18 protein-coding genes and 2 pseudogenes are annotated in these 25,296 nt (G+C 72.2%); 15 read left to right on the top strand and 5 right to left on the bottom strand.

What is annotated here, in order from left to right:
* Nucleotides 1–212: 212 nt before the first annotated feature.
* Together ACT2CW_RS46920 and ACT2CW_RS46915 are read left to right on the top strand one after the other, a co-directional pair.
* Entirely contained in the window at nucleotides 213–1,664 is a 1,452-nt protein-coding gene (locus ACT2CW_RS46920; protein WP_445521022.1) for a hypothetical protein, read from the top strand.
* A 1,031-nt stretch (nucleotides 1,665–2,695) separates the two neighbouring features.
* A complete protein-coding gene (locus ACT2CW_RS46915; RefSeq protein ID WP_445521021.1) occupies nucleotides 2,696–3,781 on the top strand; it encodes a WD40/YVTN/BNR-like repeat-containing protein in 1,086 nt (361 codons plus the stop codon).
* A gap of 105 nt (nucleotides 3,782–3,886) precedes the next feature.
* On the opposite strand, the gene ACT2CW_RS46910 is transcribed toward ACT2CW_RS46915, so the two are convergent.
* Nucleotides 3,887–4,183: a YciI family protein gene (locus tag ACT2CW_RS46910; RefSeq protein WP_164435234.1), complete on the bottom strand. Its 297-nt coding sequence runs from the start codon at nucleotides 4,181–4,183 to the stop codon at nucleotides 3,887–3,889.
* A gap of 30 nt (nucleotides 4,184–4,213) precedes the next feature.
* Between ACT2CW_RS46910 and ACT2CW_RS46905 the strand changes: the two genes are divergently transcribed.
* Nucleotides 4,214–4,936: an endonuclease V gene (locus tag ACT2CW_RS46905; protein WP_445521043.1), complete on the top strand. Its 723-nt coding sequence runs from the start codon at nucleotides 4,214–4,216 to the stop codon at nucleotides 4,934–4,936.
* Between the two features lie 117 nt (nucleotides 4,937–5,053).
* Here ACT2CW_RS46905 and ACT2CW_RS46900 read toward each other — a convergent pair whose 3' ends face one another.
* The gene (locus tag ACT2CW_RS46900) at nucleotides 5,054–5,557 is read right to left on the bottom strand and encodes a DUF1203 domain-containing protein (RefSeq protein ID WP_445521020.1); all 504 of its coding nucleotides are present in this window, start codon (nucleotides 5,555–5,557) and stop codon (nucleotides 5,054–5,056) included.
* A 163-nt stretch (nucleotides 5,558–5,720) separates the two neighbouring features.
* Between ACT2CW_RS46900 and ACT2CW_RS46895 the strand changes: the two genes are divergently transcribed.
* From ACT2CW_RS46895 to ACT2CW_RS46875, 5 genes are all read left to right on the top strand, one after another.
* A complete protein-coding gene (locus ACT2CW_RS46895) occupies nucleotides 5,721–6,659 on the top strand; it encodes a dihydrodipicolinate synthase family protein (RefSeq protein ID WP_445521019.1) in 939 nt (312 codons plus the stop codon).
* Nucleotides 6,656–8,113 carry a sialate:H+ symport family MFS transporter gene (locus ACT2CW_RS46890; RefSeq protein WP_164435238.1) on the top strand — a complete coding sequence of 486 codons (1,458 nt, stop codon included), beginning with the start codon at nucleotides 6,656–6,658 and terminating at the stop codon, nucleotides 8,111–8,113. The genes ACT2CW_RS46895 and ACT2CW_RS46890 overlap by 4 nt, the downstream gene beginning before the upstream one ends.
* 175 nt (nucleotides 8,114–8,288) lie before the next feature.
* On the top strand, nucleotides 8,289–9,434 hold the full coding sequence (locus ACT2CW_RS46885; RefSeq protein ID WP_445521018.1) for a CaiB/BaiF CoA transferase family protein: 1,146 nt from the start codon (nucleotides 8,289–8,291) through the stop codon (nucleotides 9,432–9,434).
* A 74-nt stretch (nucleotides 9,435–9,508) separates the two neighbouring features.
* Nucleotides 9,509–10,723, top strand: a complete 1,215-nt coding sequence (locus ACT2CW_RS46880) for an acetyl-CoA C-acetyltransferase (RefSeq protein ID WP_164435242.1) — start codon at nucleotides 9,509–9,511, stop codon at nucleotides 10,721–10,723.
* A gap of 299 nt (nucleotides 10,724–11,022) precedes the next feature.
* A complete protein-coding gene (locus tag ACT2CW_RS46875) occupies nucleotides 11,023–13,230 on the top strand; it encodes a 3-hydroxyacyl-CoA dehydrogenase NAD-binding domain-containing protein (protein WP_445521017.1) in 2,208 nt (735 codons plus the stop codon).
* Nucleotides 13,231–13,535: 305 nt separating this feature from the next.
* On the opposite strand, the gene ACT2CW_RS46870 is transcribed toward ACT2CW_RS46875, so the two are convergent.
* Nucleotides 13,536–14,474, bottom strand: a complete 939-nt coding sequence (locus ACT2CW_RS46870; RefSeq protein ID WP_164435246.1) for a LysR family transcriptional regulator — start codon at nucleotides 14,472–14,474, stop codon at nucleotides 13,536–13,538.
* A gap of 99 nt (nucleotides 14,475–14,573) precedes the next feature.
* On the opposite strand from ACT2CW_RS46870, the gene ACT2CW_RS46865 reads away from it, so the two are divergent.
* Nucleotides 14,574–15,467, top strand: coding sequence for an alpha/beta hydrolase (locus ACT2CW_RS46865; RefSeq protein ID WP_445521016.1), 894 nt, complete (start codon nucleotides 14,574–14,576; stop codon nucleotides 15,465–15,467).
* 77 nt (nucleotides 15,468–15,544) lie between these two features.
* Here ACT2CW_RS46865 and ACT2CW_RS46860 read toward each other — a convergent pair whose 3' ends face one another.
* Nucleotides 15,545–16,288: a MerR family transcriptional regulator gene (locus tag ACT2CW_RS46860; RefSeq protein ID WP_182468798.1), complete on the bottom strand. Its 744-nt coding sequence runs from the start codon at nucleotides 16,286–16,288 to the stop codon at nucleotides 15,545–15,547.
* Between the two features lie 280 nt (nucleotides 16,289–16,568).
* Between ACT2CW_RS46860 and ACT2CW_RS46855 the strand changes: the two genes are divergently transcribed.
* The 6 genes and pseudogenes from ACT2CW_RS46855 (at nucleotide 16,569) to ACT2CW_RS46830 (ending at nucleotide 23,544) form a co-directional block, all read left to right on the top strand.
* Nucleotides 16,569–20,309, top strand: a complete 3,741-nt coding sequence (locus ACT2CW_RS46855) for a glycoside hydrolase family 2 TIM barrel-domain containing protein (protein WP_445521015.1) — start codon at nucleotides 16,569–16,571, stop codon at nucleotides 20,307–20,309.
* Between the two features lie 19 nt (nucleotides 20,310–20,328).
* A complete protein-coding gene (locus ACT2CW_RS46850) occupies nucleotides 20,329–21,192 on the top strand; it encodes an oxygenase MpaB family protein (protein WP_445521014.1) in 864 nt (287 codons plus the stop codon).
* Between the two features lie 204 nt (nucleotides 21,193–21,396).
* A complete protein-coding gene (locus ACT2CW_RS46845) occupies nucleotides 21,397–21,573 on the top strand; it encodes a hypothetical protein (RefSeq protein ID WP_445521045.1) in 177 nt (58 codons plus the stop codon).
* 14 nt (nucleotides 21,574–21,587) lie between these two features.
* Nucleotides 21,588–22,371 (top strand): annotated as a pseudogene (locus ACT2CW_RS46840) (DUF4097 family beta strand repeat-containing protein).
* Nucleotides 22,372–22,499: 128 nt separating this feature from the next.
* A pseudogene (locus ACT2CW_RS46835) lies at nucleotides 22,500–22,997 on the top strand (ATP-binding cassette domain-containing protein); the annotation flags it as partial.
* A 76-nt stretch (nucleotides 22,998–23,073) separates the two neighbouring features.
* A complete protein-coding gene (locus ACT2CW_RS46830; RefSeq protein ID WP_445521013.1) occupies nucleotides 23,074–23,544 on the top strand; it encodes a hypothetical protein in 471 nt (156 codons plus the stop codon).
* Between the two features lie 79 nt (nucleotides 23,545–23,623).
* On the opposite strand, the gene ACT2CW_RS46825 is transcribed toward ACT2CW_RS46830, so the two are convergent.
* The gene (locus ACT2CW_RS46825; protein ID WP_445521012.1) at nucleotides 23,624–25,114 is read right to left on the bottom strand and encodes a M1 family metallopeptidase; all 1,491 of its coding nucleotides are present in this window, start codon (nucleotides 25,112–25,114) and stop codon (nucleotides 23,624–23,626) included.
* Between the last annotated feature and the right edge of the window lie 182 nt (nucleotides 25,115–25,296).

Genomic DNA, 25,296 nt, shown 5'->3' with positions numbered 1-25,296 from the left:
TAGGTGCGGGGCGCGTCGCCCTTACGACCGTTAAGACGTTTGGGCGATCAGGCCAGTGCACCCACTTTCGACGTGACGTGCGTCACGACTGATTTTTCGAGGGGACATAGGGCATTTAGGCTTGCCAATCCATGCAAGGTCTCGGGCGCCGTGCGGAGCTGTTACAGAAACGTCGGCCATGACGAGGCACCCACCCCAGGGGTTGTTCCACCATGACCGAAGGTCACGCGGCGCTCGACACGGCCGCCTACAGCCGAATCTACGAAGCCGAATATGCGCGTCTGTGCGGATATGCCCGAACTCTCACCGGCAACCCCTGGGTTGCGGGAGACCTGGTGGCCGAGGCGCACTACAGCGTGTGGCGTCGGATCCGCGCCGGGCATCCCCTCGGTGCCGATGCCGTCCCGGCCGAGCTGACGAGCGCCGTAAGGGCGCTGTCGGGCGGGGTGGGGAACGGGGGTCCTTCGCAGCAGGCGTCGTACCTCGAACCGCTCGTCCAGGTCCTCGACGAGCTGCCGCAGCGCTGGGTCAAGGTGCTGTGGCTCGCCGAGGTGGACGGGCTCCCGCCGGAGGAGGTGGCGTGGCGGGCCGGGGCGAGCCCGGATGACGCGGCGGCCCTGGTGGAGCGCGTACGGGAGAGCGTGCGCCAGGAGTTCCTGCGCGCCCAGCCCGGCTATCCGGCGAGCGCCGCGTGCGGTGGGCACTGGGAGGGGCTGCCCGATCATGTGCGGGGCACGGACTCCCCGCACCAGGCCGAGCGGATCGCCGTGCACATCGACGGCTGCCGGGACTGCCGGGGCCGGATGGAGCAGCTGGTCGCGGCCGACGACCGGTTGTCCGCGCTGACCGGGCCTGCGCTGCTCGCGCTGTACGACCGGGACATGGCGCGCTACCTGGCGCCGCTGGCCGCCGCCGGTGCGGTGGGGGCCGCCGGAGCGGGTGCCCTGGCGACCGGGGGCGGTGCGCATGCGGCGCCCTCGAACGGGCCGCTGGTCTCCTCCCGCCGTTCCATGCACCATCTCGTCCGCGGGCAGGTGCGCCAGGCGGGGCCGGTGGCGGTCGCGGCGGCCGCGGGCGGTGTGCTGCTGGTCGCGGGGGCGGCGGTCATGACGGGGCTGGCGCTGACGGACGGCGGCTCGGCGGCGGCGCAGCAGCCGGCGGCGACGTCGGAGCCGTCCATATCGGATACGTCCGACTCCGCTGATTCTTCCGGCTCTTCCGCTTCTTCCGGGTCGTCCACCGCGCCCGGGGCCTCGCGGCACTCGGAGGGCTCGCGGGCGGGCGTTCCGGGGGAGGCGTCCCGGGACCGGCCGTCCACCGCGAGCGTGCCCACCGGGCACTCCCCGACGGATGTGCCGTCCAGCGCCGTGTCCCCCTCGCGCAAGGCGCCGACGTCCGGTTCCTCCGAATCGCCCTCGTCGCGGCCGTCGTCGCCCTCCTCGTCCTCGTCGTCGAACGGCCCGTCGCACCGGCCGACCGACGAACCGACCGAGAAGCCGACGGACGGCGGCACGTCGGACCCGGAGGACACCCCGAGCGGGCAGCCGACGGACGAGCCCACGCAGCGGCCCACGTCCAAGCCGACCGACCCCGGCTCCGACTCCGGCTCCGGCGACTCCCGGGACTGCGTCTCGCTCGTGGTCCGGCTCTGCGTCTCCCACTAGACCGGTACCCAGCGGATCGTGACGCCTGCGGCGGGCTGTTCCCCTCCCCGCCCCTTCCCCAAACTGGGACTCCGCCCCAGCCCCCGGCCTGGGGCATCCGCCCCGGGGCTCTGCCCCAGTCCCGGGCCCGGGGTTCCGTCCCAGTCCCGGGCCCGGGGCTCGGCCCCAGACCCCGCCCCGGGGCTCTGTCCGAGACGCTGGGCCGGGGCTCTGTCCGAGACCCTGGGCGGGGGCTCGGCCCCAGTCCCGGGCCCGGGGCTCCGCCTCAGACGCTGGGCCGGGGTTCCGTCCAAGACGCTGGGCCGGGGCTCTGCCCCAGTCCCTGGGCAGGGGTTCCGCCCAAGACGCTGGACTGGGGTTCCGTCCCAGATCCGGGCGGGGGCTCGGCCCCAGTCCCGGGCCCGGGGCTCCGCCTCAGGCCTTGAGCCGGGGCTCTGCCCCAGACGCTGGGCCGGGGTTCCGTCCCAGACCCCGCCCCGGGGTTCCGTCCCAGACCCCGCCCCGGGGTTCCGTCCCAGGTCCGGGCCCGGGGCTCCGCCCCTTCCCGCAGCACCGATATGCGGCTCCGCCGCGCGGGGGAGCTTCGCCCCAGACCTCAGGGTCCAGGGGCGGAGCCCCTGTCACGCGGCGGAGCCGCAAATGCATGTTGCGGGAAGGGGCGGGAGGGAAGTCACCACCGGTCGCGGGCCAGGTGGTGTCCGACGGATCGTGGCGCCTGCGGCGGGTTGCTGCCCCCTGCCCTGTCCCGCGGCATCGATAGGCGGCTCCGCCGCGTGGCGGGGCTCCGTCCGGGGCCCCGGGGGCTGGGGCAGAGCCCCAGTTTCGGGAAGGGGCGGGGAGGGGAAAGAACCGCCGGACACCCCCCAGGGCCCGGCCTCCGCGGGAAGGCGCGCCCCGCCCCGCCGCACGCCCCGCCGCACGCCCCTCGACGCGGCGCCGTCCGCCGTCTCCCGTGGCGGCCGCATCCCCCATCCATGGACGCCGATCCCGCCCATGGGCTAGCTTCCAGCCCCATGAGGGGCATGGGGATCATGGGCATGATGAGACGTATGGTGGCGGCCGGGCTCTGCGGGGCGGCGCTCGCCGCCGTGGCGGCCGTGCCCGCCGACGCCCAACCGGCAGGCCAAGAAGACCAGTTGGGGCTGGGCTGGCGGCTCAAGGAGAGCGGCACCGACGCCCGGTTCCGCGGCCTGGCCGCGATCAGCCGCACGACGGCGTGGGTCGCGGGCACAAAGGGCACGGTGCTGCGGACGCGCGACGCCGGACGCAGTTGGGCGAATGTCTCGCCGCCCGCTGCGGAGGGGCTGGAGTTCCGCGACGTGGAGGCGTTCGACGCGCGCCACGCGGTGGTGCTGGCCATCGGCGAGGGCGAGGCGTCACGCGTCTTCCGTACGGACGACGGCGGCGCCACCTGGAGCGAAAGCTTCCGGAACACCGATCCACGCGCCTTCTACGACTGCATGACGTTCTTCGACGCCCACCATGGCATCGCGCTCAGCGACCCGGTGGACGGCCGGTACCGCATCCTGTCCACCGGCGACGGCGGCCGCACCTGGCGCGTCCTGCCGTCGGACGGGATGCCTACGGCGCAGCAGGGCGAGGCCGCGTTCGCGGCGAGCGGGCAGTGTCTGGTGGCCGCCGGGGGCCGCGATGCGTGGTTCGCCACCGGTGGCGCGGCCACCGCCCGGGTGTTCCACTCCACCGACCGCGGCCGCACCTGGACCGTGACCGATACGCCGATCCCGGCGGGCGACCCCGCGCGCGGGGTCTTCGGACTGGCCTTCCGTGACGCCCGTAAGGGCATCGCCGTCGGCGGCGACTACCGCCCCGACGAGCCGTCGCTCCGGGCGGCGGCCGTCACCGGGGACGGCGGCGCCCACTGGACCCCGTCCGCCCAGCCGCCGCCCGCGTACCGCTCGGGTGTCACCTGGCTCCCGTACAGCTCCCGCGCGGCCCTCGCGGTCGGCCCGACGGGCACCGACCTCACCCTCGACGCGGGCCGCACCTGGCACCCGGTCGACCAGGGCTCCTACGACACGGTCGACTGCACCCCGGACCTCGCCTGCTGGGCGGCGGGTGAGAAGGGCCGTATCGCACGGCTGGAGCCGACCCCGTAGGAGCCCGCGGCCCGGCGGCGCCGTCCTTACGGCCGCCGTGCGGGCCTTACGGCCAACGCGTGCGCCTTACGGTTCCACGTGCGCCTTACGGTTGCCGCGTGCGCCTTACGGCCGCCGCTGGCGATGTTCGGCCAGCGCCGGGGCCGTACGCGTGGCAAGGAACTCGGTGATGGTGTACTCGCCGACGCCCGCGACCACGAAGGGGTCGCTCGCCAGCATCTCCTCGATCTTCGCCCGGTCGTCGCCGAGCGCCAGGATGACCCCGCCGTCGCGGGGGTTCTTGGGCCCGGAGGCGAGGAAGGCGCCGTTCGCGAAGTGATCGTCCACCCAGACGAGGTGCTCGGGGAGGGCGGCCTCGACGCGGTCCGCCGAGGCGGTGTACGTGATCTCCAGTACGAACATGACGGGCAGGCTAGTAACGTGAACCGCACGATGACCAGCGCTGTCGATCCACGATATGAACTGCCCCGCGGCTGGCCCACGACCGAGGCCGAGGCCATCGCCGTCCAGGAGCGGACGCGGGCGTCCGTGGTCGTCGGGGGCGAGGTGCCCGAGCCGGGCACCGGCACCGGCGCGGTCGTCGGGGTGGACGTGGCGTACGACGACGAGCACGACCTGGTCGCGGCCGCCGCCGTCGCCCTGGACGCCCGTAGCCTCGACGTCGTCGCGGAGGCGACCGCGGTGGGCCGCGTCTCCTTCCCGTACGTCCCCGGGCTGTTGGCGTTCCGTGAGATCCCGGCCGTCCTCGACGCGCTCGGCGACCTCGACCGTCGGCTCGGCCGCCGCCCCGACCTGGTGGTGTGCGACGGCTACGGCCTTGCCCACCCCCGGCGGTTCGGGCTGGCCAGCCATCTCGGGGTGCTCACCGGGCTGCCCACCATCGGCGTCGCCAAGAACCCCTTCGGCTTCCGCCACGCCGACCCGGGGCCGCGCCGTGGCGACTGGTCGCCCCTGCTCGACGGGGACGAGGAGGTCGGCCGCGCGCTGCGCACCCGCGACGCGGTGAAGCCGCTCTTCGTCTCCGTCGGCCATCGGGTGACCATCGCGGACGCCTGCGCGTACACCCTGCACCTCGCCCGCGGCTTCCGGCAGCCCGAGACGACACGGCGCGCGGACGCGCTGTGCCGCCGGGCTCTGAAAGCCGCCACGCTCTGAACGCGGTGTGGTGAGCCCGACGTCCGAACGTGGCGGCTGTGCACGCCGTACTCCGAGCGCGGCGCCGGGCGAACCCCTGTACCCCCCGGCGTCGCCTGCCCCCGGGTGCCGGATGCCTCAGACCCGCCGCGTCTCGGCCAGGAAGCAGCCGAACTCGACGGCCCGCACATGCACCGCCGCCACCCGCGGGTCCCCGTACAGCTCGGCCAGCCCCTCCTCGATCGTCGGCTCGCCGTCGTTCAGCAGGTCATTCAGCAGCCGCCCGCCGAGGATGTTGCCCTCGGCCGTGTACGCCCGCAGCACCCGCCGCTGCCCCCGGATGCCGTCCGCGATGCCGGGGCCGGTCCAGCCGTCGCACTCCTCGGGGTGGATGAAGACCGGGCCGACCTCGCTGTACGGGCCGGGCGTGGCACCCGTCTCCCGCGCCCAGCGGCGCAGCGGGGCGTAGGAGACGAGCGCGATGGTCTCGTGCGGCCGGCTCCGGCCCAGGCAGCAGCGCAGCGGGTTGCCGCCCTCCTCGTCCTCCACCACCAGCCGCGGCGCGTTGCCCGCGTCATCGGTGATCCGCAGTTGCTTCAGCACCTCGGGCGCGATGGCCCGCATTTCATAGGTTTCGTCCATGCGGTCAAGCCTGGCCGGTGGGGTCGCGGCGCGCTGGCGGGATTCGGACGAGGCGCTGCGGCGGGAAGGTACTTGACAGGGCGATGGCGCTCCGTCAGATTCGGCCCCGAACATAGGACGTCCCACGTCCATATTGTCCCGCTATCCAGAAGGCTGGGTGTCGATGAGTCTTCCGGCTCCCCTTACCGGTGTCGTTCCGCCCCTGTGCACCCCGCTCACGCCCACGGGCGAGGTCGACACGCGTTCCCTCGCCGCGCTTGCCGAGCGGCTGATCGACGCGGGGGTGAGCGCGCTGTTCGCGCTCGGCTCCAGCGGAGAGGCCGCCTATCTGAGCGACCGTAGCCGCCGTACGGCCCTTACGGCGGTCATCGAGGCCGCGGACGGCCGGGTTCCCGTGCTCGCGGGGGCGATCGACATGACGACCGCGCGGGTGCTCGATCACGCCCGTACGGCGGCGGAGCTGGGCGCGGACGGCATCGTGGCCACCGCGCCCTTCTACACCCGCACCCACCCCCTGGAGATCGCCGACCACTTCCGGCGGCTGCGCGACGGCGTGGACAGGCCGCTGTTCGCGTATGACATCCCGGTCTCCGTCCACTCCAAGCTGACGACCTCGATCCTGCTGCCGCTGGCCGCCGACGCCACGCTGGCCGGGGTCAAGGACAGCAGCGGGGACGACGGGGCGCTCCGGCGGCTGCTGGTCGAGGTTCGCCGGCGCGGTCTCGCCGACACCTTCACCGTGCTCACCGGCTCCGAACTGGCGGTGGACGGCGCCCTGCTGGCGGGCGTCCATGGCGTCGTCCCGGGGCTGGCCAACGTCGACCCGGCCGGGTTCGTCCGGCTGTACGAGCACGCGCGCGCGGGGCGCTGGGAGCAGGCGGCCGCCGAACAGGACCGGCTGGCCGCGCTCTTCGCCATCACCGACGCCGGGGATCCGGCCCTCATGGGCGGCAGTTCCTCGGGCCTGGGCGGCTTCAAGGCCGCGCTGCGGCTGCTGGGCGTGATCGACTGCGCGGACACCGCCGCGCCCCAGGTGCCGCTGGGCGAGGCCGCCGTCAAGACCGTTCGTCAACTCCTGGAGGAGGGAGGGCTGTTGTCGTGACCGAAGCCGCCAGGGTGCCCTGGTACCGCGAGGTCTCACCCGGTCAGTGGAAGTCCCTGTTCGCCGCCTGGATCGGCTATCTGCTCGACGGTTTCGACTTTGTGCTGATCACGCTCGTCCTGACCGAGATAGCCGACGAGTTCGACCTGAGCACGGCGTCGGCGGCGAGCCTGGTCTCGGGCGCCTTCATCACCCGCTGGCTCGGCGGCGCGGTGCTGGGCGCGCTGGGCGACCGCTACGGGCGCAAGGCCGCCATGATCGTCAGCATTCTGCTCTACTCGCTGGGCACCTTCGCCTGCGGGTTCGCCTGGAACTACACCAGCCTGTTCACGGCCCGCCTGATGATTGGCATGGGCATGGCTGGCGAGTACAGCGCAAGCGCCACCTACGTCCTGGAGAGCTGGCCCGCGCGGCTGCGCAACCGCGCCTCCGGCTTCCTCATCTCGGGCTACTCGGGCGGCACCATCATCGCCTCCGAGCTCTACAAGTGGGTGGTGCCCCACTGGGGCTGGCGCTGGATGTTCTGGATCGGTGTGCTGCCGGTGCTGGTCGCCCTGTGGGTGCGGCGCGCGCTCCCGGAGGCCGGGGACTGGCACGAGGAGGTGGCGGCGGCGCGGAGGCGGCCGAACCCCTTCCGGCCGCTGTTCGCCGGACGTATCCGCGCGAGCGTCAACACGGCGCTGACCGTGGCCGCGAGCGTCGCGCTGTTCCTGGTCTTCACCCCGGCGGGCGCGGGCTGGCGCTGGCCGCTGTCGGTCCTGGCGGCGGGGTGCCTGTTCGCCTTCGCGGCCCAGCTCGGCGGACGGCGCCGCTGGCCGCTGTACGTGTCCCTGATGTGCACGGTCTTCTGCGCGTTCCTCTACAGCTGGCCGATCCAGGCGCTGCTGCCCACCTATCTGAAGGAGCAGCTCGAGTACTCCCCTTCCGAGGTCACCGATGTGATGTTCTACGCCGGGTTCGGGACCATGGCCGGCTGCTGGCTGGCGGGCTTCGTGGGCGACTGGCTCGGCACCCGGCGCGCCTACGCCGTGACCCTGCTCGCCTCGCTGGCCTTCGTCTTCCCGGTGTTCGCGGTGCAGGACTCGCTGGTCGGGCTGGGTGTGCTGCTGTTCTTCCTGCTCGCGCTGAGCCAGGGGATCTCGGGCATCCTGCCGAAGTACATCGCGGGCCACTTCCCGACCGGGAGCCGGGCGGCCTCGCTCGGCTTCGTCTACAACACCGGGGCGCTCGGCGGCGCCGTGGCGCCGGTGCTCGGCGCCCATCTGGCCGAGGGCATGTCGCTCGGACGGGCGCTGGCGGTGCTCACCTTCGGGCTGACGCTGGTGGTGATCGTGCTGGTCGGCGCCGATGTGCCGCGCCGGCTGGGCCGGCTGACCGATCCGGAGGGCGACGAGGACCATCTGGTACCCGGACAGCCGCTGTCGATGGCGGGGCCCGACCTGAAGAAGACCTGATCCGAGAGGCCCGGTCGGCGCCACACCCGGCCCGCCGCGCGCCCGCACGGCCGAACCCCCTTTCCGGTCACGGGGCTTGGTTGTCCACAGACCCAGGGGAGGGCTTGTGGAATGCGGGACGCGTTCTTAGCATCGGCGGTGTTACAGCGGTGGTGTCACACGATTGGGGGACGGCATGACGGTCGCGGAGGAAGGGGCGGCGAGCGGCCCGCTGGCCGGGGTGCGGGTGGTGGAGCTGGCCGGGATCGGGCCGGGTCCGTTCGCCGCCATGGTCCTCGCCGACCTCGGAGCCGACGTCGTGCGCGTCGACCGCCCAGGAGGCGCCGGGGGCCTGCGGATCGACCCGGACTACGACCTCGCCAACCGCAACAAGCGCTCGGTGCTGATCGACCTGAAGTCCGACGGGGGCACGGCCGTCGTGCTCGACCTCGTCGAGCGCGCCGACATCCTCGTCGAGGGCTACCGCCCGGGGGTCGCCGAGAAGCTGGGCCTCGGCCCGGACGACTGCCTGGCCCGCAATCCCAAGCTGGTCTACGGCCGGATGACCGGCTGGGGCCAGGAGGGCCCGCTCGCCCGCACCGCCGGCCATGACGTCGGCTATATCGCCGTCACCGGCGCCCTGAGCATGATCGGCGCCGCCGACGGCCCGCCCGTCGCCCCCGTCAACCTTCTGGGGGACTACGCGGGAGGCTCGCTCTACCTCGTCATCGGCCTCCTCGCCGCCCTGCACCACGCCCGTGCGGGCGGCCCCGGCCAGGTCGTGGACGCCGCGATCGTCGACGGCACCGCCCATCTGACCGCCGTCATCCACGGCATGATGGCCGCCGGCGGCTGGCGGGACCAGCGCGGCAGCAACCTCCTCGACGGCGGCTGCCCCTTCTACGGCACCTATGAGACCGCCGATGGCGGCTATATGGCGGTCGGGGCGCTTGAGCGCAAGTTCTACGCGGAGTTCATCGAGCTGCTGGGGATCGCCGACCGGGCCCCGGCCCGCGATGACTTCGACAGCTGGGCCGCGCTGCGCGCCGCCATCGCCGACCGCTTCAAGGAACGCACCCGCGAGGAGTGGACCGCCGTCTTCGGCGCCTCGGACGCCTGCGTCGCCCCCGTGCTGTCGCTGCGGGAGGCCCCGGCCCATCCGCAGCTCGCCGCCCGCTCCACCTTCGTCGACCACGGCGGGATCACCCAGCCCGCGCCCGCCCCGCGCTTCTCCGCCACCCCGGGCGCGGTGCGCCGCGCGCCCGCCCGGCCCGGGGCGGACACCGACGAGGTGGCCCGCGACTGGGGAGTCACCTCGCTCATCGAGGGAAACCCGTCTTGAGCCCCATGTCCTCCGCTTCCCGTCGGACCACCGAGCCGTCCTCGCCTCACCCCTCCCCTTGAAAGGCCGCTGACGTGAGCACCGAAGCGTATGTGTACGACGCCATCCGCACCCCGCGCGGGCGCGGGAAGGCCGACGGTGCCCTGCACGGCACCAAGCCCGTCGATCTGGTGGTGGGCCTCATCCACGAGCTGCGGCGGCGGTTCCCCGAGCTCGATCCGGCGGCGATCGACGACGTGGTCCTCGGCGTCGTCAGCCCGCTCGGCGACCAGGGCTCCGACATCGCCAAGATCGCGGCCATCGCGGCCGGGCTCCCGGACACCGTCGCGGGCGTCCAGGAGAACCGCTTCTGTGCCTCGGGCCTGGAGGCCGTCAACCTGGCGGCGGCCAAGGTCCGTTCCGGCTGGGAGGACCTCGTGCTCGCGGGCGGCGTCGAGTCGATGTCGCGCGTGAAGATGGGCTCCGACGGAGGAGCCTGGTTCGCGGACCCGATGACCAACTACGAGACCGGTTTCGTACCGCAGGGTATCGGGGCCGACCTCATCGCCACCATCGGCGGCTACAGCCGCCATGACGTGGACAGCTACGCCGCGCTCTCCCAGGAGCGGGCCGCCCGCGCCTGGAAGGAGGGGCACTTCGACCGCTCGGTGGTCCCGGTCCGCGACCGCAGCGGGCTGACCGTCCTCGACAGGGACGAGCACATCCGCCCCGGCACCACCGCCGAGACCCTGGCGGGGCTGAAGCCGTCGTTCGCCGCCATCGGCGAGGCGGGCGGCTTCGACGCGGTGGCGCTACAGAGGTACCACTGGGTCGAGGCGATCGACCACGTGCACCACGCGGGCAACTCCTCGGGGATGGTGGACGGTGCCGCCCTGGTGGCCATCGGCAGCCGCGAGGTCGGTGAGCGCTTCGGGCTGACACCGCGCGCCCGGATCGTCTCCGCCGCCGTCTCCGGCGCCGACCCCACCATCATGCTCACCGGCCCGGCTCCCGCCACCCGTAAGGCGCTCGGCAAGGCCGGGCTCACCATCGACGACATCGATCTGGTTGAGATCAACGAGGCGTTCGCGGCGGTGGTGCTGCGCTTCGTGGACGACATGGGGCTGAGCCTGGACAAGGTCAACGTCAACGGTGGCGCGATCGCCATGGGCCATCCGCTGGGCGCCACCGGAGCGATGATCCTCGGCACGGTGATCGACGAGCTGGAGCGGCGCGGCGGGCGGTTCGGGCTGGTGACGCTGTGCGTGGGAGGCGGGATGGGCATCGCGACGGTGGTCGAGCGGCTCTAGGGGGTGTCCGACGGATCCTGACGTGACGCCTGCGGCGGGCTGCCTTCCCCTCCCCGCCCCTTCCCTCGACCGGGGCTCTGCCCCGGGCCCCGGGTCCAGGGGCGGAGCCCAGCCATACGGCTCCGCCGCATGGTCCGCCGGACGCCGCGTAGATCCGCCGGACGCTGCGTAGATCCGCTGGACACCGCGTAGAACGGCCGGACACCGCGTAGAGCCGGGCCGCTCTCGAGACACCGCCGTTGCCCCTTCCTTCCCGCCCCTCCCCACGCCCCCACGCCCCTTCGCCCTGGAGACCTCAGATGACCCACCCCACCACCGCCTCGACCATCCGCTGGGAGCAGGACGACGAAGGCGTCGTCACCCTGGTGCTCGACGACCCCGATCAGTCCGCCAACACCATGAACGCCGCGTTCATCGACTCCCTCGACGCGATCGCCGACCGCGTCGAGGCCGAGCGGGACGCCATTCGCGGCATCATCGTCACCTCCGCCAAGAAGACCTTCTTCGCCGGTGGCGACCTCAATGACCTCATCCAGGTCGGGCCCGGCCAGGCCCAGGAGCTCTACGAGAAGAACCTCCGCGTCAAGCGCGCGCTGCGCCGGATCGAGACCCTCGGCAAGCCCGTGGTGGCCGCGATCAACGGCGCGGCGCTCGGCGGCGGGCTGGAGATCGCCCTCGCCTGCCACCACCGCATCGCCCTCGACGCCCCGGGGGCCCGCATCGGCTTCCCCGAGGTCACCCTGGGCCTGCTCCCCGGCAGCGGGGGCGTCGCCCGTACCGTACGGCTGCTCGGCATCACCGACGCGCTGCTCAAGTGGCTGCTCCAGGGCACGCGATACAGCCCCCTGCGCGCCCAGGAGGCGGGGCTGGTGCATGACGTGGTGACCACCCGCGAGGAGCTGCTGACCCGGGCGCGCGCCTTCATCGCCGCCCACCCCGAGTCGGCGCAGCCGTGGGACGACAAGGACTACCGGATTCCGGGCGGTACCCCGGCGCATCCGAAGTTCGCCGTCAATCTGCCTGCCTTCCCCGCCAATCTGCGGAAGCAGCTGAACGGCGCCCCCTACCCGGCGCAGCGCAACATCCTGGCCGCCGCCGTCGAGGGGTCCCAGGTGGACTTCGAGACCGCGCAGACCATCGAGGCCCGGTACTTCACCGAGCTGGCCGTCGGCCAGACCGCCAAGAACATGATTCAGGCGTTCTTCTTCGAACTACAGGCGGTCAACTCCGGTGCCAACCGGCCGCAGGGGATCGAGCCCAGCCAGGTCCGCAAGGTCGCGGTGCTGGGCGCCGGGATGATGGGCGCGGGCATCGCGTTCGCGTGCGCCAAGGCGGGCATCGAGGTCGTCCTCAAGGACGTGTCCGTGGAGGCCGCCGCCAAGGGCAAGGCGTACTCCGAGGGACTGCTGGCCAAGGCGCTCGCCAAGGGCCGCACCACCGAGGCCGAGCGGGACCAGCTGCTGGCCCGGATCACCCCGACCGCCGATCCGCGCGACCTCGAGGGCTGTGACGCGGTCATCGAGGCGGTCTTCGAGGACCCGGCGCTCAAGCACAAGGTGTTCCAGGAGATCGAGGGCGTGGTCGCCCCGGACGCCCTGCTCTGCTCGAACACCTCCACCCTCCCGATCACCCTGCTCGCGGAAGGCGTGCAGCGCGCCGACGACTTCATCGGGCTGCACTTCTTCTCGCCCGTCGACAAGATGCCGCTGGTCGAGATCATCAAGGGCGAGCGCACCGGCGACAAGGCGCTGGCCCGCGCCTTCGATCTGGTGCGGCAGATCAGCAAGACCCCGATCGTGGTCAATGACTCCCGGGGCTTCTTCACCTCCCGCGTCATCGGCCACTTCCTCAACGAGGGCGTGGCGATGGTGGGGGAGGGCATCGACCCGGCCTCCGTGGAGCAGGCCGCCGCCCAGGCCGGATACCCGGCCAAGGTGCTCTCCCTGATGGACGAGCTGACCCTCACCCTGCCGCGCAAGATCCGCGAGGAGACGCGCCGGGCTACCGAGGAGGCGGGCGGCGAGTGGCGCCCGCATCCGGCCGACGCGGTCATCGACCGCATGGTGGAGGAGTTCGGGCGCCCCGGCCGCAGCGGCGGCGCGGGCTTCTACGACTACGACGCGACGACCGGCAAGCGCACCGGGCTGTGGCCGGGTCTGCGCGAGCACTTCGCACCGGGCGGGCCCGGAGACGCCGTGCGCGAGGGCACCCGCATCCCCTTCGAGGACATGAAGGAGCGGATGCTCTTCTGCGAGGCCATCGACACGGTGCGGCTGCTGGAGGAGGGCGTGCTGACCTCCGTCGCCGACGCCAACATCGGCTCCATCCTCGGCATCGGCTTCCCCGGCTGGACGGGCGGGGTGCTCCAGTACATCAACGGATACGAGGGCGGCGTGGCCGGTTTCGTGGCCCGTGCCCGGCAGCTGGAAGCGGCGTACGGCGAGCGGTTCGCCCCGCCCGCGCTGCTGCTGGAGAAGGCGGAGCGCGGGGAGCGCTTCACGGACTAGGGGCGTTCGGCGGGGACACGCGGCTCCGCCGGGTGGCAGCGGATCGGCCCCTGGACCCCGCTTTCCAGCCCCTCCAGGGGGCACCTCCCAGCGGTAGCTGGGGGAGCTTGAGGAGCCGGGTCCGGGGCGGAGCCCAGCCTTCCAGCCCCTCCAGGGGGGACCTCCCAGCGGTAGCTGGGGGAGCTTGAGGAGCCGGGTCCGGGGCGGAGCCCCGGCGGGGGTGCGAGGGGGCGCAGCCCCATCGTTTCGGGAAGGGGCGGGGAGGGGAGCAGCCCGCCGCAGGCGCCAGCCGGTCCGGCCGCCCGTCAGCGCGCACCCAGACGTCGTTCCAGCCGCTCAGCCACCCCCGGACACCGCTCCCTCGTGATGTCCAGGAACGCCGCCAGCACGGGCGAACGGTCCTGCGCGCGAAACGACATCACCAGCTCCGGCAGCTCCACCCGCGGACTCACCTCGCACACCCGGACGCCCGGCCGCGCCGCCACCCGCAGACACGCCGGGCCCAGCCCCACCCCCACCCCGCACGAGGCCAACCCGACGATGGTGTGCGCGTCCCATGCCTCGGTGACCCCACCGGCCCGCGCCGGCACGTCGGGGCCCTCGCCCAGCAGCCCGGCCAGCCAGGCGGCGACCGTCGGCTCCTCCTCCGCGGGGGCGACGATCAGATGCTGCCCCTTGAGCTGTTCGAGGCTCACCTTGGCCTGCCCGGCGAAGGGGTGGGCGGCCCCGACGACCGCCACCAGATGGTCCCGGCCGACCGTGACCGACACCAGATCCTCGGCACCGGCGCCCCGGGGCGCCCCGCGCCCGATGGCGAGGTCCAGCTCGCCCGCGAGCAGCGCCGCCGTGGACCGGCGGGTGGACATCTCCTGAAGCCCCAGCCGCACCTCGGGGCGGTCGCGGATGAACGTGCCCAGCACGGACGGCAGAAGCTCCAGCAGCGCCGAGCCGATGAAGCCGAGCCGCAGCCGCCCCGTCTCGCCCCGGGCGGCCCGGCCCGTATCCGACACGGCGGCCGACATCTCGGCCAGCGCCCGGCGCGCCCTGGCCAGGAACGCCTCGCCCGCGGCGGTCGGGAACACCCCGCGCGCCGTACGGTCGAAGAGCCGCGCGCCCAGCTCCCGCTCCAGCGCCGCGATCTGCTGGGACAGCGGGGGCTGGGCGATGCCGAGGGCGGCCGCCGCCCGTCCGAAGTGCTGATGCTCGGCCACCGCCAGGGCGTAGCGCAGATGACGTGACTCCATCGGACCGAGGATAGCCGAGGCGATATTCAGGAGATATCGGCGACGGGGTTGTCAGCTATGAGGGTGGATAACGCCTGGCCGGGCCGGTGGACTGTGCTCATGAGTGCCACGAGCCCCAGAACCCCTCGCACCGATTCCCACCCCGGCCCGGTTCCGTCCGGCACCGTGTTCGTGCTGGTCCACGGCGCCTGGCACGCCTCCTGGCAGTGGGCGTCCACCCAGCGCGCCCTGGCCCGGCTCGGCGCGGCGAGCCTCGCCGTCGATCTGCCGGGACACGGCTTCGAGGCCCCGCTGCCCTCGGGCCTCCTCCTCCCCGGCCAGCCGGGTCTGGCGACCGAGAAGTCGGCGCTGGCCGGGGTGACCCTGGAGGAGTGCGCGGAGGCCGTCGTCACCGCGCTGCGATCGGTCCGCCGGTATCCGAAGGTCGCCCTGGTCTCGCACAGCGCCGGTGGCGCCCCCGCGTCCCTGGCCGCGGAGCGGGCGCCCGAGCTGGTCGACGAGCTGATCCATCTGTCGTCCTTCGTACCCGCCGGGCGCCCGCGCTTCGCCGACTATCTGACGTCCCCCGAGCAGACCGCGACCGCGCGGGGGCAGGGGCTGATGCTGGGCGACCCGGAGGCCATCGGCGCGTTCCGGATCAATCCGCGCTCCGCCGATCCGGCGTATGTGGAGGAGCTGCGGCTGGCCTTCTACGACGACGTCCCCGCCGAGTCCTTCGCCCGCTGGTACCAGGCCCTGAGCCCGGATCTGCCCTTCGCGGTGCCGACCACCCCGATCACCCTGACCCGGGAGCGGTGGGGCCGGATCCCGCGCACCTTCATCCGGTGCGCCGAGGACTGGGCGTGCACCCCCGCGATGCAGGACCTGATGATCGCGGAGGCCGACGCGGCCATGCCGGACCGGCCCTTCACCGTGCGGCCGCTGCCGGGCAGCCACTCGCCGTTCGCCGCCCGCCCCGAGGAGCTCGCCACCGCGCTCACCGGCGCCCGCTGACCGGCCGGTTCCCCCATCGGCACCCGCTGACCGGCGGGTTCCCCCGGGGCCGGCCGCCGCGCCGCCCCCGGGCCCGCTCAGTCCGCGTCCTGCCCGTACCAGGCGCGTAGCTCCTGCTTCATCGACCGCTGGAACGCGATCACCAGCGCCTCCACCACCAGCGGCTGCATATGGGCCGACAGCGACTTCTTCGCCTGCATCCGCTCCGGTCCGCTCCCGGACTCATGATCGCGCTCGGGCCCCCACACCTCGTCCCGGAACAGCCGGCTGAGCTCGCGCGCAGCGGAGCGGGTGTGCTCCAGGACGACAGCGTGGGCCGTGCGTATCGTCTCCAGCTCGATCGGCACCTCCAGCAGCCGCAGCCCCAGATGGAGCGCCTTGGGGTCGATCCGGAACCGCTCCGGGTCGTCGGTGCGCTCCAGCGCGTCCAGTGCGGCCAGCCGGTCGATGTCCTCCTCGGTGAGCTCCCGCCCGGCCCGCCGGTCCAGCTGCTCGCGGGTCGCCTCCTCGGGGGCGTCCGGGCCCCAGGTGGCGACCAGGGCGCGGTGGATCGCCAGATCGTTCTCGCTCAGATCCGGTGGCAATTGGCTCAGATAGCGCTCGATGGCGGACAGGGTCATGCCGTGGCGCTGCAACTGTTCGATCAGTGCGAGCCGGGAGAGATGCTCGGCACCGTAGTGGCCGACCCGGCGCGGGCCGATCGCGGGCGGCGGAAGCAGCCCGCGGGTGCTGTAGAAGCGCACGGTGCGCACGGTCACCCCGGCGCGGGCCGCCAGCTCGTCGACGGTGAGGGTGGGTTCCTCGGTGCCGGGGGTGGTCATCGGTCGTGCCTCGCTTCCGCGTCGTCCTGCGTCCTGCTCCGCTGTGCTGCTGCCCGATCGGGTTCATCAGTATTGCTGTCGCATCATCGCTGTGAAACCTCCCACCGCCACACGGTGAACACCGGGATCGGTAGGACCTGTTGACGCTCTCTTTACCGATGAATAGCGTGCGACGCCGTTCAGCTGTGTTGGTTTTCTTCCGAATCTGTGAGGTGGGGTCGGATTGAGCTCGGACCGCGGCAGGTATCGAATACGGCGATTGATCGGGGCGGTGCTGGCCATGACCACCGCCGTCGGGCTCGGTCTCACGGCCGCGGACACGGCCGTCGGGAGGTCGCCGGACGCGGGCAAGTTCCCCGCCGATGTGCACACCTACCTCGAGGACCCGGAGCGCACCGGTGAGGGCCAGGAGCCCCCGCACACCCGGCTGCGGCCGGACGGGCCCGACCGCGCGCGGTGGGAGCGCAGCCTGGACGGATCCTGGCGGTTCGCCCTGGCCGACCGGCCGGAGGACGCGCCGGGCGGCTTCTGGAAGGACGGCTACGACGCCTCGGCGTGGCAGCGGGTCCAGGTCCCGCACACCTGGCAGACCGACGACCTCGACCATCCGGTGTTCCGGAACGTACAGAGCGAGATGTCGCCCGACGACCCGCCCAAGGTGCCCCGTGACACCAACCCGACCGGGGCGTACATCAGGGACATCACGGTGCCCCGGGACTGGGACGGGCGGCGGCAGGTGATCCGCTTCGACGGGGTCACCTCCGGCTGGTTCCTGTGGATCAACGGCCACTACGTCGGCTACGACCAGGGCGGCTATGTGCCCGCCGAGTTCGATGTGACCGACTATCTGCGGCCCGGTGCCACCAACCGGATCGCCGTCCAGGCGCACCGCTGGAGCGCGGGGTCGTATCTGGAGGACTACGACCAGTGGCGCTACGCGGGCATCTTCCGCTCGGTGTCGCTGTACTCCACGCCGACGACCCGGATGGAGGACGCGTACGTCACCACCGACCTCGACGCCTCCTACCGGGATGCCACCCTGCGTACCGAAGTGGACATCGCGCGCACCGGAAGCGACAAGAGCGGCCCCCATCAGGTCACCGGTGTGCTCTACGACCCCGAGGGACGTGAGGTGCGGCGGCTGACCGCCGAGGAGAAGGCCGGGAAGGCGGAGCTGACGGGGCAGATCACCAACCCCGCCAAGTGGTCCGACGAGACGCCGAACCTCTATGCGCTGGTGCTCACCCTGCGCGATCCGGAGGGCAAGGCGATCCAGACCGTGCGCCAGAGCGTCGGATTCCGTGAGGTCGAGGTCAAGAACAAGCAGCTCACCCTCAACGGCAAGCGGATCCTGATCCGCGGCGTCAACCGCGCCGAGACCGACCCGGCCACCGGACGCCATGCCACCCGTGCCCGGATGGAGCAGGACATCCGGCTGATGAAGCGGCTGAACGTCAACGCGATCCGCACCTCGCACTACCCCTCGGACCCGTACCTCTATGAGCTCGCCGACCGCGAGGGCATCCTGATCGACGACGAGATGGAGGTCGAGACCCACAGCCACGAGAACTGCCCGGACGACTGCCTAGCCGAGCGCCCCGAATGGCAGAAGGCGTTCCTCGAGCGCCACCAGGGCATGGTGGAGCGCGACAAGAACCACCCCAGCGTGATCATGTGGGACACCGGGAACGAGGCCGGGCTGGGCAAGGCGCACTACGCGATGGCGGAGTGGACCCGGGCGAACGAGCCCACCCGCCCGCTCTACCACCAGTCCAACAGCCCCGACGGCGACGCCCCCTACGCGGACATCGCCGGACCCCGCTATCCCACCCCGGCCTCCCTCGAAGCCAAGGCCAAGACCTTCACCAAGCCCATCGTGATGGGCGAGTACGCCCACGCCATGGGCAACAGCCTGGGCAACTTCCGGGAGTTCTGGGAGGTGATGCGCGCCTACCCCAGCGCCCAGGGCGGGTTCATCTGGGACTGGGCCGAGCAGAACATCCGCCGTCCGCTGATCACCACCCCCGACTCCTCCGGCCATGACATCGCCGCCTCCCTGTCCGGCAAGCCCAAGGTGGTCGACGGCTACGGAGGCAAGGGCAAGGCGCTGTATCTGTCCGGTCTTGACGACTTCGTCGAGACCTACCGCGATCCGAAGCTCGACCTCACCGGCACCGCCGTCACCCTCGACGCCCGCGTCAAACCGGCCGAGCCCTGGACCGGGGACTTCACCATCGTCAGCAAGGGCGATCAGTACGTCCTGCGGATGAAGGACGAGGACACCCTCGAATTCACCATCACCAGCGGCGGCAAGCCCCGCACCGTCACGGCCCCCGTCCCCGACGGCTGGACCGGCGCCTGGCACCGGGTCACCGGCACCTACGACGGCGGCGCGCTGCGCCTCTATGCCGACGGTAAGGAGCTCGCCAGGACCGAGTGGAGCGGGCAAATCGACTACACCGGCTTCGACCTCGGCGTCGGCCGGAACAACGACGCCATGGAGGACGGCTGGACCGGCCGGACCGCCAAGGGCACCATCGACCAGGTACGGGTCTATGACACGGCACTCGGCGCGGAGCGGCTCGCCGCCGGCCAGGACCCCGAGCGCGACGCCCTGATCGCGCTGAACTTCGACGACTTCACCCGTAAGGGCAGCTATCTCTCCTATGGGCTCTATGAATCCGGTGTGGACGGCCTGATCACCGCCGACCGCGACCCGGAGCCGGAGACCGCCCAGCTGGCCTGGGCGCAGGCCCCGATCCGCATCACCGACCCGGGCGGCGAGGGTGCCCGCGCCGGCAAGGTGAAGGTCACCAATGAGCGCGCCTTCACCGGCACCGACGACCTCCGGCTGCGCTGGACGGTGACCGAGGGCGCGCGGACCGTCGCGAGCGGCACCCGCGCCCTGGACATCGGACCCGGTGAGAGCGCCGTGGTCCAGCTCCCGGCCCCGCCCGCCAACCCCGGTGGCCATGAGCGCCATCTGACCGTACGGGCCGTCACCGCGCACTCCACCGACTGGGCGAAGGCCGGGCATGTGGTCTCCTTCGGCCAGTTCGCGGTCGGCGGCGACAAGGTGCCCGAGCCGGCCCCCGCCCCGGCCGCGGAAGGCCCCGCCAAGGCCGCCGAGAGCGCGGAGGCCGTACAGGTCGGCGGCGAGGGCTTCCGCTACACCTTCGGCAAGAAGGAGGGCACCCTCACCTCGATGCGCGTGGCGGGCCGCGAACTGCTCCGCTCCGGCCCCGAACTGGACGCCTGGCGCGCCCCGATCAGCAACGAGCGCTCCGACTGGGGCACCGCCGAGGGCAAGCGCTGGCGCTCCCTGGGTCTTGACCGGCTGCGCACCACCGTCGACGGGGTCGAGGTGACCCCCGGCGACGACGGCACGGTCACCGTCACCGTCCGCTCCACGGCCGCCGCGCCCGATGTGACCGGCGCGTCCTTCGGACAGACCGTGGCCTACCGGGTGGACGGCGCGGGCCAGGTCCGGATCCGGCACCAGGTCGAGGCGCGCGGCGACTTCCGCACCCTGTCCTATCTGCCCAGGATCGGCCTCAAGCTGAAGGTGCCCGAGCGGTACGGAACGTTCCGCTGGTACGGGCGCGGACCGGTGGAGAACCTCAACGACCGTAAGGACGGCACCCCCATGGGCGTCTGGTCCTCCTCGGTCGAGGACCAGTACGTGGAGTATCTGAAGCCCCAGGACCACGGCAACCACGACGATGTGCGCTGGGCGTCCCTCACCGACCGCGGCGGCGCCGGACTGCTGGTCTCCGGCGATCTGGAGGCGGGTGCCAGCGCGTACGACGAACTCGACCGCGCCGCCTACCCGCACTTCCTCAAGCGCAACGACGGCTGGAACACCCTGCACGCCGACCACGCGGTCACCGGCGTGGGCGACACCCCCAACCCGGTGCGCGACCAGTACCGGGTGAAGGCCGACGGCGCTTACGACTACACGCTCACCCTGCGCCCGCTCGACGGCGGCGCGAGCGCGCACACTGGGACAGGAGGGAAGTAGCCGCACCACCGATGGACCCATGAGCACGCAGAGCCCCCGCCACACCGCCGAAGGCCACGATCCGCCCCCTGTGGGCGGCATCCTGTGGGCCGTGGCGGGGGAGCTGCGCAGTGTGCTCGCCCTGCCGGCCGCGATGACCATGCAGGTGGCGCATCCGGCCGTCGGGGCGGGCGTGGACCAGCACTCCGTCTTCCGCACCGACCCCTGGGGGCGCGGGGAGCGTTCGCTGCGGTCGGTGCAGCTGTGGGTGTACGGCGGCGCGCGGGCCGAGGCGGAGGGCCACCGGCTGCGCAGGCTCCACGCGTCCATACAGGGCGTGGACGCGCACGGCCGCCCCTACCGGGCGCTGGACCCGCCCGTCTACGCGTGGGTGCACGCCACCGGCTATCCGGTCTATCTGCGCGCCCAGCGCTATCTGGGCACCCGCCCCTTCACCGCGGCCGAGGAGCGGCAGCTGTACGGGGAATGGCTGCGGATCGGGCGGGTGCTGGGCATCGACGAGCGCGAGATGCCGGGATCCGTCGAGGAGTTCTGGCCCTACTACCGCGCGATGGTGCGGGAACGGCTGGAGCCGACCGTCGTCGCGCGTGAACTGGCCGAGCCCGACGCGGCCGTGCCTCCGCCGGACGCGCCGCCGCTCCGTCTGCTGTGGCCGCTGCTGCGCCCGCTGTTCACCCGCTTCCGCGCGTTCCTCACCGTCGGGCTGATGCCGCCGGACGCGCGGGAGGCGATCGGGCTCGAGTGGACGCGCGGTCAGGAGCGGCGGCTGCGGTGGTTCGGGAGGGCCGCGCGGGTGGTGGTTCCGCTGCTGCCCGAGCGGCTGCGCTATCTGCCCATCGCGCGCGAGGCCCGGCGCCGCGCCCGCGCCGCCGGACGGCCGTGAGCGATGGCTTTCCGTGGCGTGGCACGTGGTGTGGCGCATGGCGTGCCGCTCGGTGTGGCGCAGGTGTGGCACATGGCTTGGTGCCGCGCGATAGGGACATGACCAGGGGTGATGTCAGGCACCGGAGCCATGATGGCGCCATCGCTGGCACGCGTGGTGCCATAAAGTCTCGATGTGGCGCCAGAAATGTGCCATGATGATGCCATGGACGAGGTGACCCGTGAGCTCGCGCCCGGCTCGGTCGATGTGCGGCTGCGCGGGCTCGACCCCGAGTTCGTGGTGACACCTCCGCCGCTCGCGGTGGCGTACGAGGAAGCCGAGGAGCCGGAGGAACTGCCGGGTGGTGCCGCCCTGGCGTCGCCCATACCGCCGTCTCCGTGACCCTGGAATTCGACATGGGCGCCGCCCGGCTCACCGCCGGAAAGCGCCTGAACACGGTCGTCGAGGTCCGGCCGCACGACCCCGCCGATGAGGCCGACATCCGGGCCGCAGAACAGACCAAGGTCAGCTGCTCGGGCGGCACCCTGCTGGTCAAGGGGCCCAAGAAGCGCGGCCTGTTCGGCAAGCCCGGCTCGATCGAGGTGACCATCGAGCTCCCGGCGCTCGGACCTCCAGGCCACCTCCCCGCTGGCGGACTTCCTCTGCGAGGGCCGTCTGGGGGACTGCCGGGTCAAGACCTCGCTCGGCGACATCCAGGTCGACGAGGCGGCGACCGCCCACATCAGGACCTCGCACGGCGATGTCCGCCTGGCCCGCGCCACGGGAGAGGCCGATGTCGTCGGCTCCGGCCGGGTCGAGATAGGCACGGTCGCGGGCGTGGCCACGGTCAAGAACGGCAACGGGGACACCGTCGTCGGCGAGGTCGTCGGCGAACTGCGGGCCACCTCCTCCAACGGGCTCATCTCCGTCGGCGTCGCCCATGCGGGAGTGGACGCCAAGTCGGCCAACGGCAGCATCCGGATCGACGAGGCGGTGCGCGGGCAGATCGGGCTCCAGGCCGCCACGGGCGATGTCGAAGTCGGCGTCCGCGAGTCCACCGCCGCCTGGCTCGACGTCCACACCCGGTTCGGCACCGTGCACACCTCCCTCGGGCCGGCCGAAGGCCCCGAAGCTTCCGAGGAGACGGTCGAGATCCGCGCCCGCACCGCGTTCGGCGACATCGTGATCCGCCGCGCCTGACGACCCTTCCGCACCCCGATCACGCACAGCCCGAGACAGCCCATGCATGACAGCCCCCCATGACAGCCCATGACAGCCCATGGAAGAGACAGGACCGCCATGACCGCGTCTTCCACCTCCACCCTTTGGCCGTGGACAATCTGCTGACCGCCGAGGAGAACCTGCTCCTCATGGCGGATCTGCACCATCTGGACCGCCGGGAGGGGCGGCGGCGCGCCGCCGAACTGCTGCGCCGCTTCGATCTCACCGAGGCCGCCCGCAAGCCCGTCGTCACCTTCTCGGGCGGTATGCGCCGCAAGCTCGACCTGGCGATGACCCTGGTCGGCGATCCGCGCATCATCTTCCTCGACGAGCCCACCACCGGACTCGACGCGGCCACCGACCTCTTCGGCGTCGCCGCACCCGACCGCGAGGCGCTCGCCCTCCAGGTCCCCAGCGACGGCGGCGTCCCCACTCTGCGGGCCGTCCTCGCCGTCCTGGACGACGCGGCGATAGAACCCGAGGGGCTGACCGTGCACATCCCCGATCTCGACGACGTCTTCCTCACCCTCACCGGCCACTCCGGCTCCGGCCACTCAGGCTCCGGCGAGCGCGCCGGCACCGCCGCGAAGGAGAGCATCCGATGACCGCCCTGTCCTACGAGCCCGCGACTCGCTGACGATGCTGCGCCGCAATCTGAAGCACGCACAGCGCTATCCCTCCATGACCGCCTCCGTCGTGGCGATGCCCGTGCTGATACTGCTGCTGTTCAACTACGCCTTCGGCGGGGCCCTCGGCGCCAGAATCGGCGGGATGTCCGGCGGCATCACCGGCGGTGGGGGAAGTGGTGATCGATATATCGACTATGTCGCGCCCGGCATCATCCTGATGGCCGCGACCTCCGGGTCCCTGGTCACCGCGGTGGGCATCTGCGTCGATATGACCGAGGGCATCGTCCGGCCGGATGCCACCCCCGTGGAATGGCTCGCGGTCGTCGGTCTGCTCGCCCTGGTCACGCTGGCGCTCACCTGGGTCTCGGCGGCGATCGGCCTGATGGCCAAGACCCCCGAGTCCGCGAGCAACATACCCCTGCCCCTACAGTTCCTCCCCTTCATGGGCAGCGCCATCGTTCCCACGACGGCCGGTGGCTACCTCTGGGCGCGGACGGCCTATCAGCGCTCCGCAAGGCGGTAGGCCGTACAGGACGGCGCCGCCGCGTCGCGGAGGCGCCAGGCCCCGGCCGGGGTGGGGGACCGGCCGGGGCCCGGGTGGCTCAGCGTCCGTGGGCGCTGTGGGTGTCCTGGATCCGCTGCCACGACTTCGGCCGCACCGGCGCCTTGGCCGGGCTCACCTCCGCCGCCCGTGCCTGCGCCGCGGCCGGCTTCGACGGGGTGAACAGCCAGGTGTCGAAGAGCGAGGCCAGCGGCTTGCCCGACACCTTCTCCGCATAGGCCACGAAGTCCTTGACGGAGGCGTTCCCGTACCGGTGCTCCGCCGTCCAGCCCTTCAGGATCGCGAAGAAGTCCTTGTCGCCGATGTGGTTCCGCAGCGCCTGGAGGGCCAGCGCGCCCCGGTCGTACACCGCGTCATGGAACTGGTTCTCCGCCCCGGGGTTGCCCGGCTCGACCTTCCAGAAGGGGTCGTCGGCCGGGTAGGAGGCGTAGGTGTAGTCCGCCAGCTCCTGCGCGGTGCCCTCGCCCTCCTTCTCCGACCACAGCCACTGTGCGTAGCTGGCGAAGCCCTCGTTGATCCAGATGTCACGCCAGTCCTTCAGCGAGACGCTGTCGCCGAACCACTGATGGGCCAGCTCATGCACGATCAACGAGGGGTTGGCGCCCTTGGCGAACCCCTTCGGGCTGTAGAACGGCCGGGTCTGGGTCTCCAGCGCGTAGCCCGTGGGCACATTGGGCACATAGCCGCCCAGCGCGTCGAAGGGGTACGGGCCGAAGACCGTGGACTCCCAGTCGACGATCTCCGCCGACCGCTCCACGCTCGCCCGCGCCGCCCCCGCGTTGTCCCCGAGGTCCTTGCTGTAGGCGTTGATCACCGGCAGACCGTTGGCGGTGGTGTCCGTCGTGATGTCGAACTTGCCGACCGCCAGCGTGGCCAGATACGTGGCCTGCGGCTTGTTGGAGCGCCAGTTGTAGCGGGTCCAGCCCAGCTGGGAGCTGCTGGACTGGAGGGTGCCGTTGCTGATCGCCTGCGTTCCGTCCGGCACTGCCACCGACACGTCGTAGGTGGCCTTGTCCAGCGGGTGGTCATTGCTCGGGAACCACCACCACGCCGACTCCGGCTCATTGGCCGCGATCCCGCCGTCCGGGGTGCGCAGCCAGGAGGTGAAACCGTTCGCCACGACCTTCGAGGGCGTACCGCTGTAGCGCACGACCACGGTGAAGGGGCGGCCGGAGGTCAGCGGCGCGGCCGGGGTGATCTCCAGCTCATGGTCTCCGGTCGCCTTGAAGGCGGCCTTCTTCCCGCCCACCAGCACCTCGCTCACATCGAGCGCGAAGTCCAGGTTGAACCGGGACAGATCCTGCCGGGCGTCGGCCACGATCGTCGCCGTGCCCTCCAGCCGGTCCGTCTTCGGCTGGTACTTCAGCCGCAGGTCGTAATGGGAGACGTCATACCCGCCGTTGCCGTACGAGGGGTAGTAGGAGTCCCCGATGCCGGGGGCGCCCGGCGTGGCATCGGCCGCCGACGCCGGGATCGCCAGCAGCAGGCAGGCCGCGGCCGCGCCCGGGACGAGGAGTCTGTGGTGACGCACGAGTCCTCCAACTCGTAGGGGAGAACGATCACTCGTGACCCTATGTACTCCTCACACGCACCTCACGTCCATCACGCCGTCCGACATCCAATCGACATCCGGACGCAATGCGCATCGACTCGGACACGCTCACGACACGTATCGCCCTCTTCTGTACAGGAGTTGACTCGCGCTACCGTCCG

Source organism: Streptomyces sp. NEAU-174 (assembly GCF_052665095.1).
Note: the sequence above shows the minus strand (reverse complement) of the source record. Positions and strands in the feature narration are given on the sequence as shown.

Coding starts and splice junctions, on each gene's coding strand:
- ACT2CW_RS46920 (WP_445521022.1), top strand. CDS start 213: ATGACCGAAGGTCACGCGGCGCTCGACACGGCCGCCTACAGCCGAATC.
- ACT2CW_RS46915 (WP_445521021.1), top strand. CDS start 2,696: ATGGGCATGATGAGACGTATGGTGGCGGCCGGGCTCTGCGGGGCGGCG.
- ACT2CW_RS46910 (WP_164435234.1), bottom strand. CDS start 4,183: ATGTTCGTACTGGAGATCACGTACACCGCCTCGGCGGACCGCGTCGAG.
- ACT2CW_RS46905 (WP_445521043.1), top strand. CDS start 4,214: ATGACCAGCGCTGTCGATCCACGATATGAACTGCCCCGCGGCTGGCCC.
- ACT2CW_RS46900 (WP_445521020.1), bottom strand. CDS start 5,557: ATGGACGAAACCTATGAAATGCGGGCCATCGCGCCCGAGGTGCTGAAG.
- ACT2CW_RS46895 (WP_445521019.1), top strand. CDS start 5,721: ATGAGTCTTCCGGCTCCCCTTACCGGTGTCGTTCCGCCCCTGTGCACC.
- ACT2CW_RS46885 (WP_445521018.1), top strand. CDS start 8,289: ATGACGGTCGCGGAGGAAGGGGCGGCGAGCGGCCCGCTGGCCGGGGTG.
- ACT2CW_RS46875 (WP_445521017.1), top strand. CDS start 11,023: ATGACCCACCCCACCACCGCCTCGACCATCCGCTGGGAGCAGGACGAC.
- ACT2CW_RS46870 (WP_164435246.1), bottom strand. CDS start 14,474: ATGGAGTCACGTCATCTGCGCTACGCCCTGGCGGTGGCCGAGCATCAG.
- ACT2CW_RS46865 (WP_445521016.1), top strand. CDS start 14,574: ATGAGTGCCACGAGCCCCAGAACCCCTCGCACCGATTCCCACCCCGGC.
- ACT2CW_RS46860 (WP_182468798.1), bottom strand. CDS start 16,288: ATGACCACCCCCGGCACCGAGGAACCCACCCTCACCGTCGACGAGCTG.
- ACT2CW_RS46855 (WP_445521015.1), top strand. CDS start 16,569: ATGACCACCGCCGTCGGGCTCGGTCTCACGGCCGCGGACACGGCCGTC.
- ACT2CW_RS46850 (WP_445521014.1), top strand. CDS start 20,329: ATGAGCACGCAGAGCCCCCGCCACACCGCCGAAGGCCACGATCCGCCC.
- ACT2CW_RS46845 (WP_445521045.1), top strand. CDS start 21,397: ATGGACGAGGTGACCCGTGAGCTCGCGCCCGGCTCGGTCGATGTGCGG.
- ACT2CW_RS46830 (WP_445521013.1), top strand. CDS start 23,074: ATGACCGCCTCCGTCGTGGCGATGCCCGTGCTGATACTGCTGCTGTTC.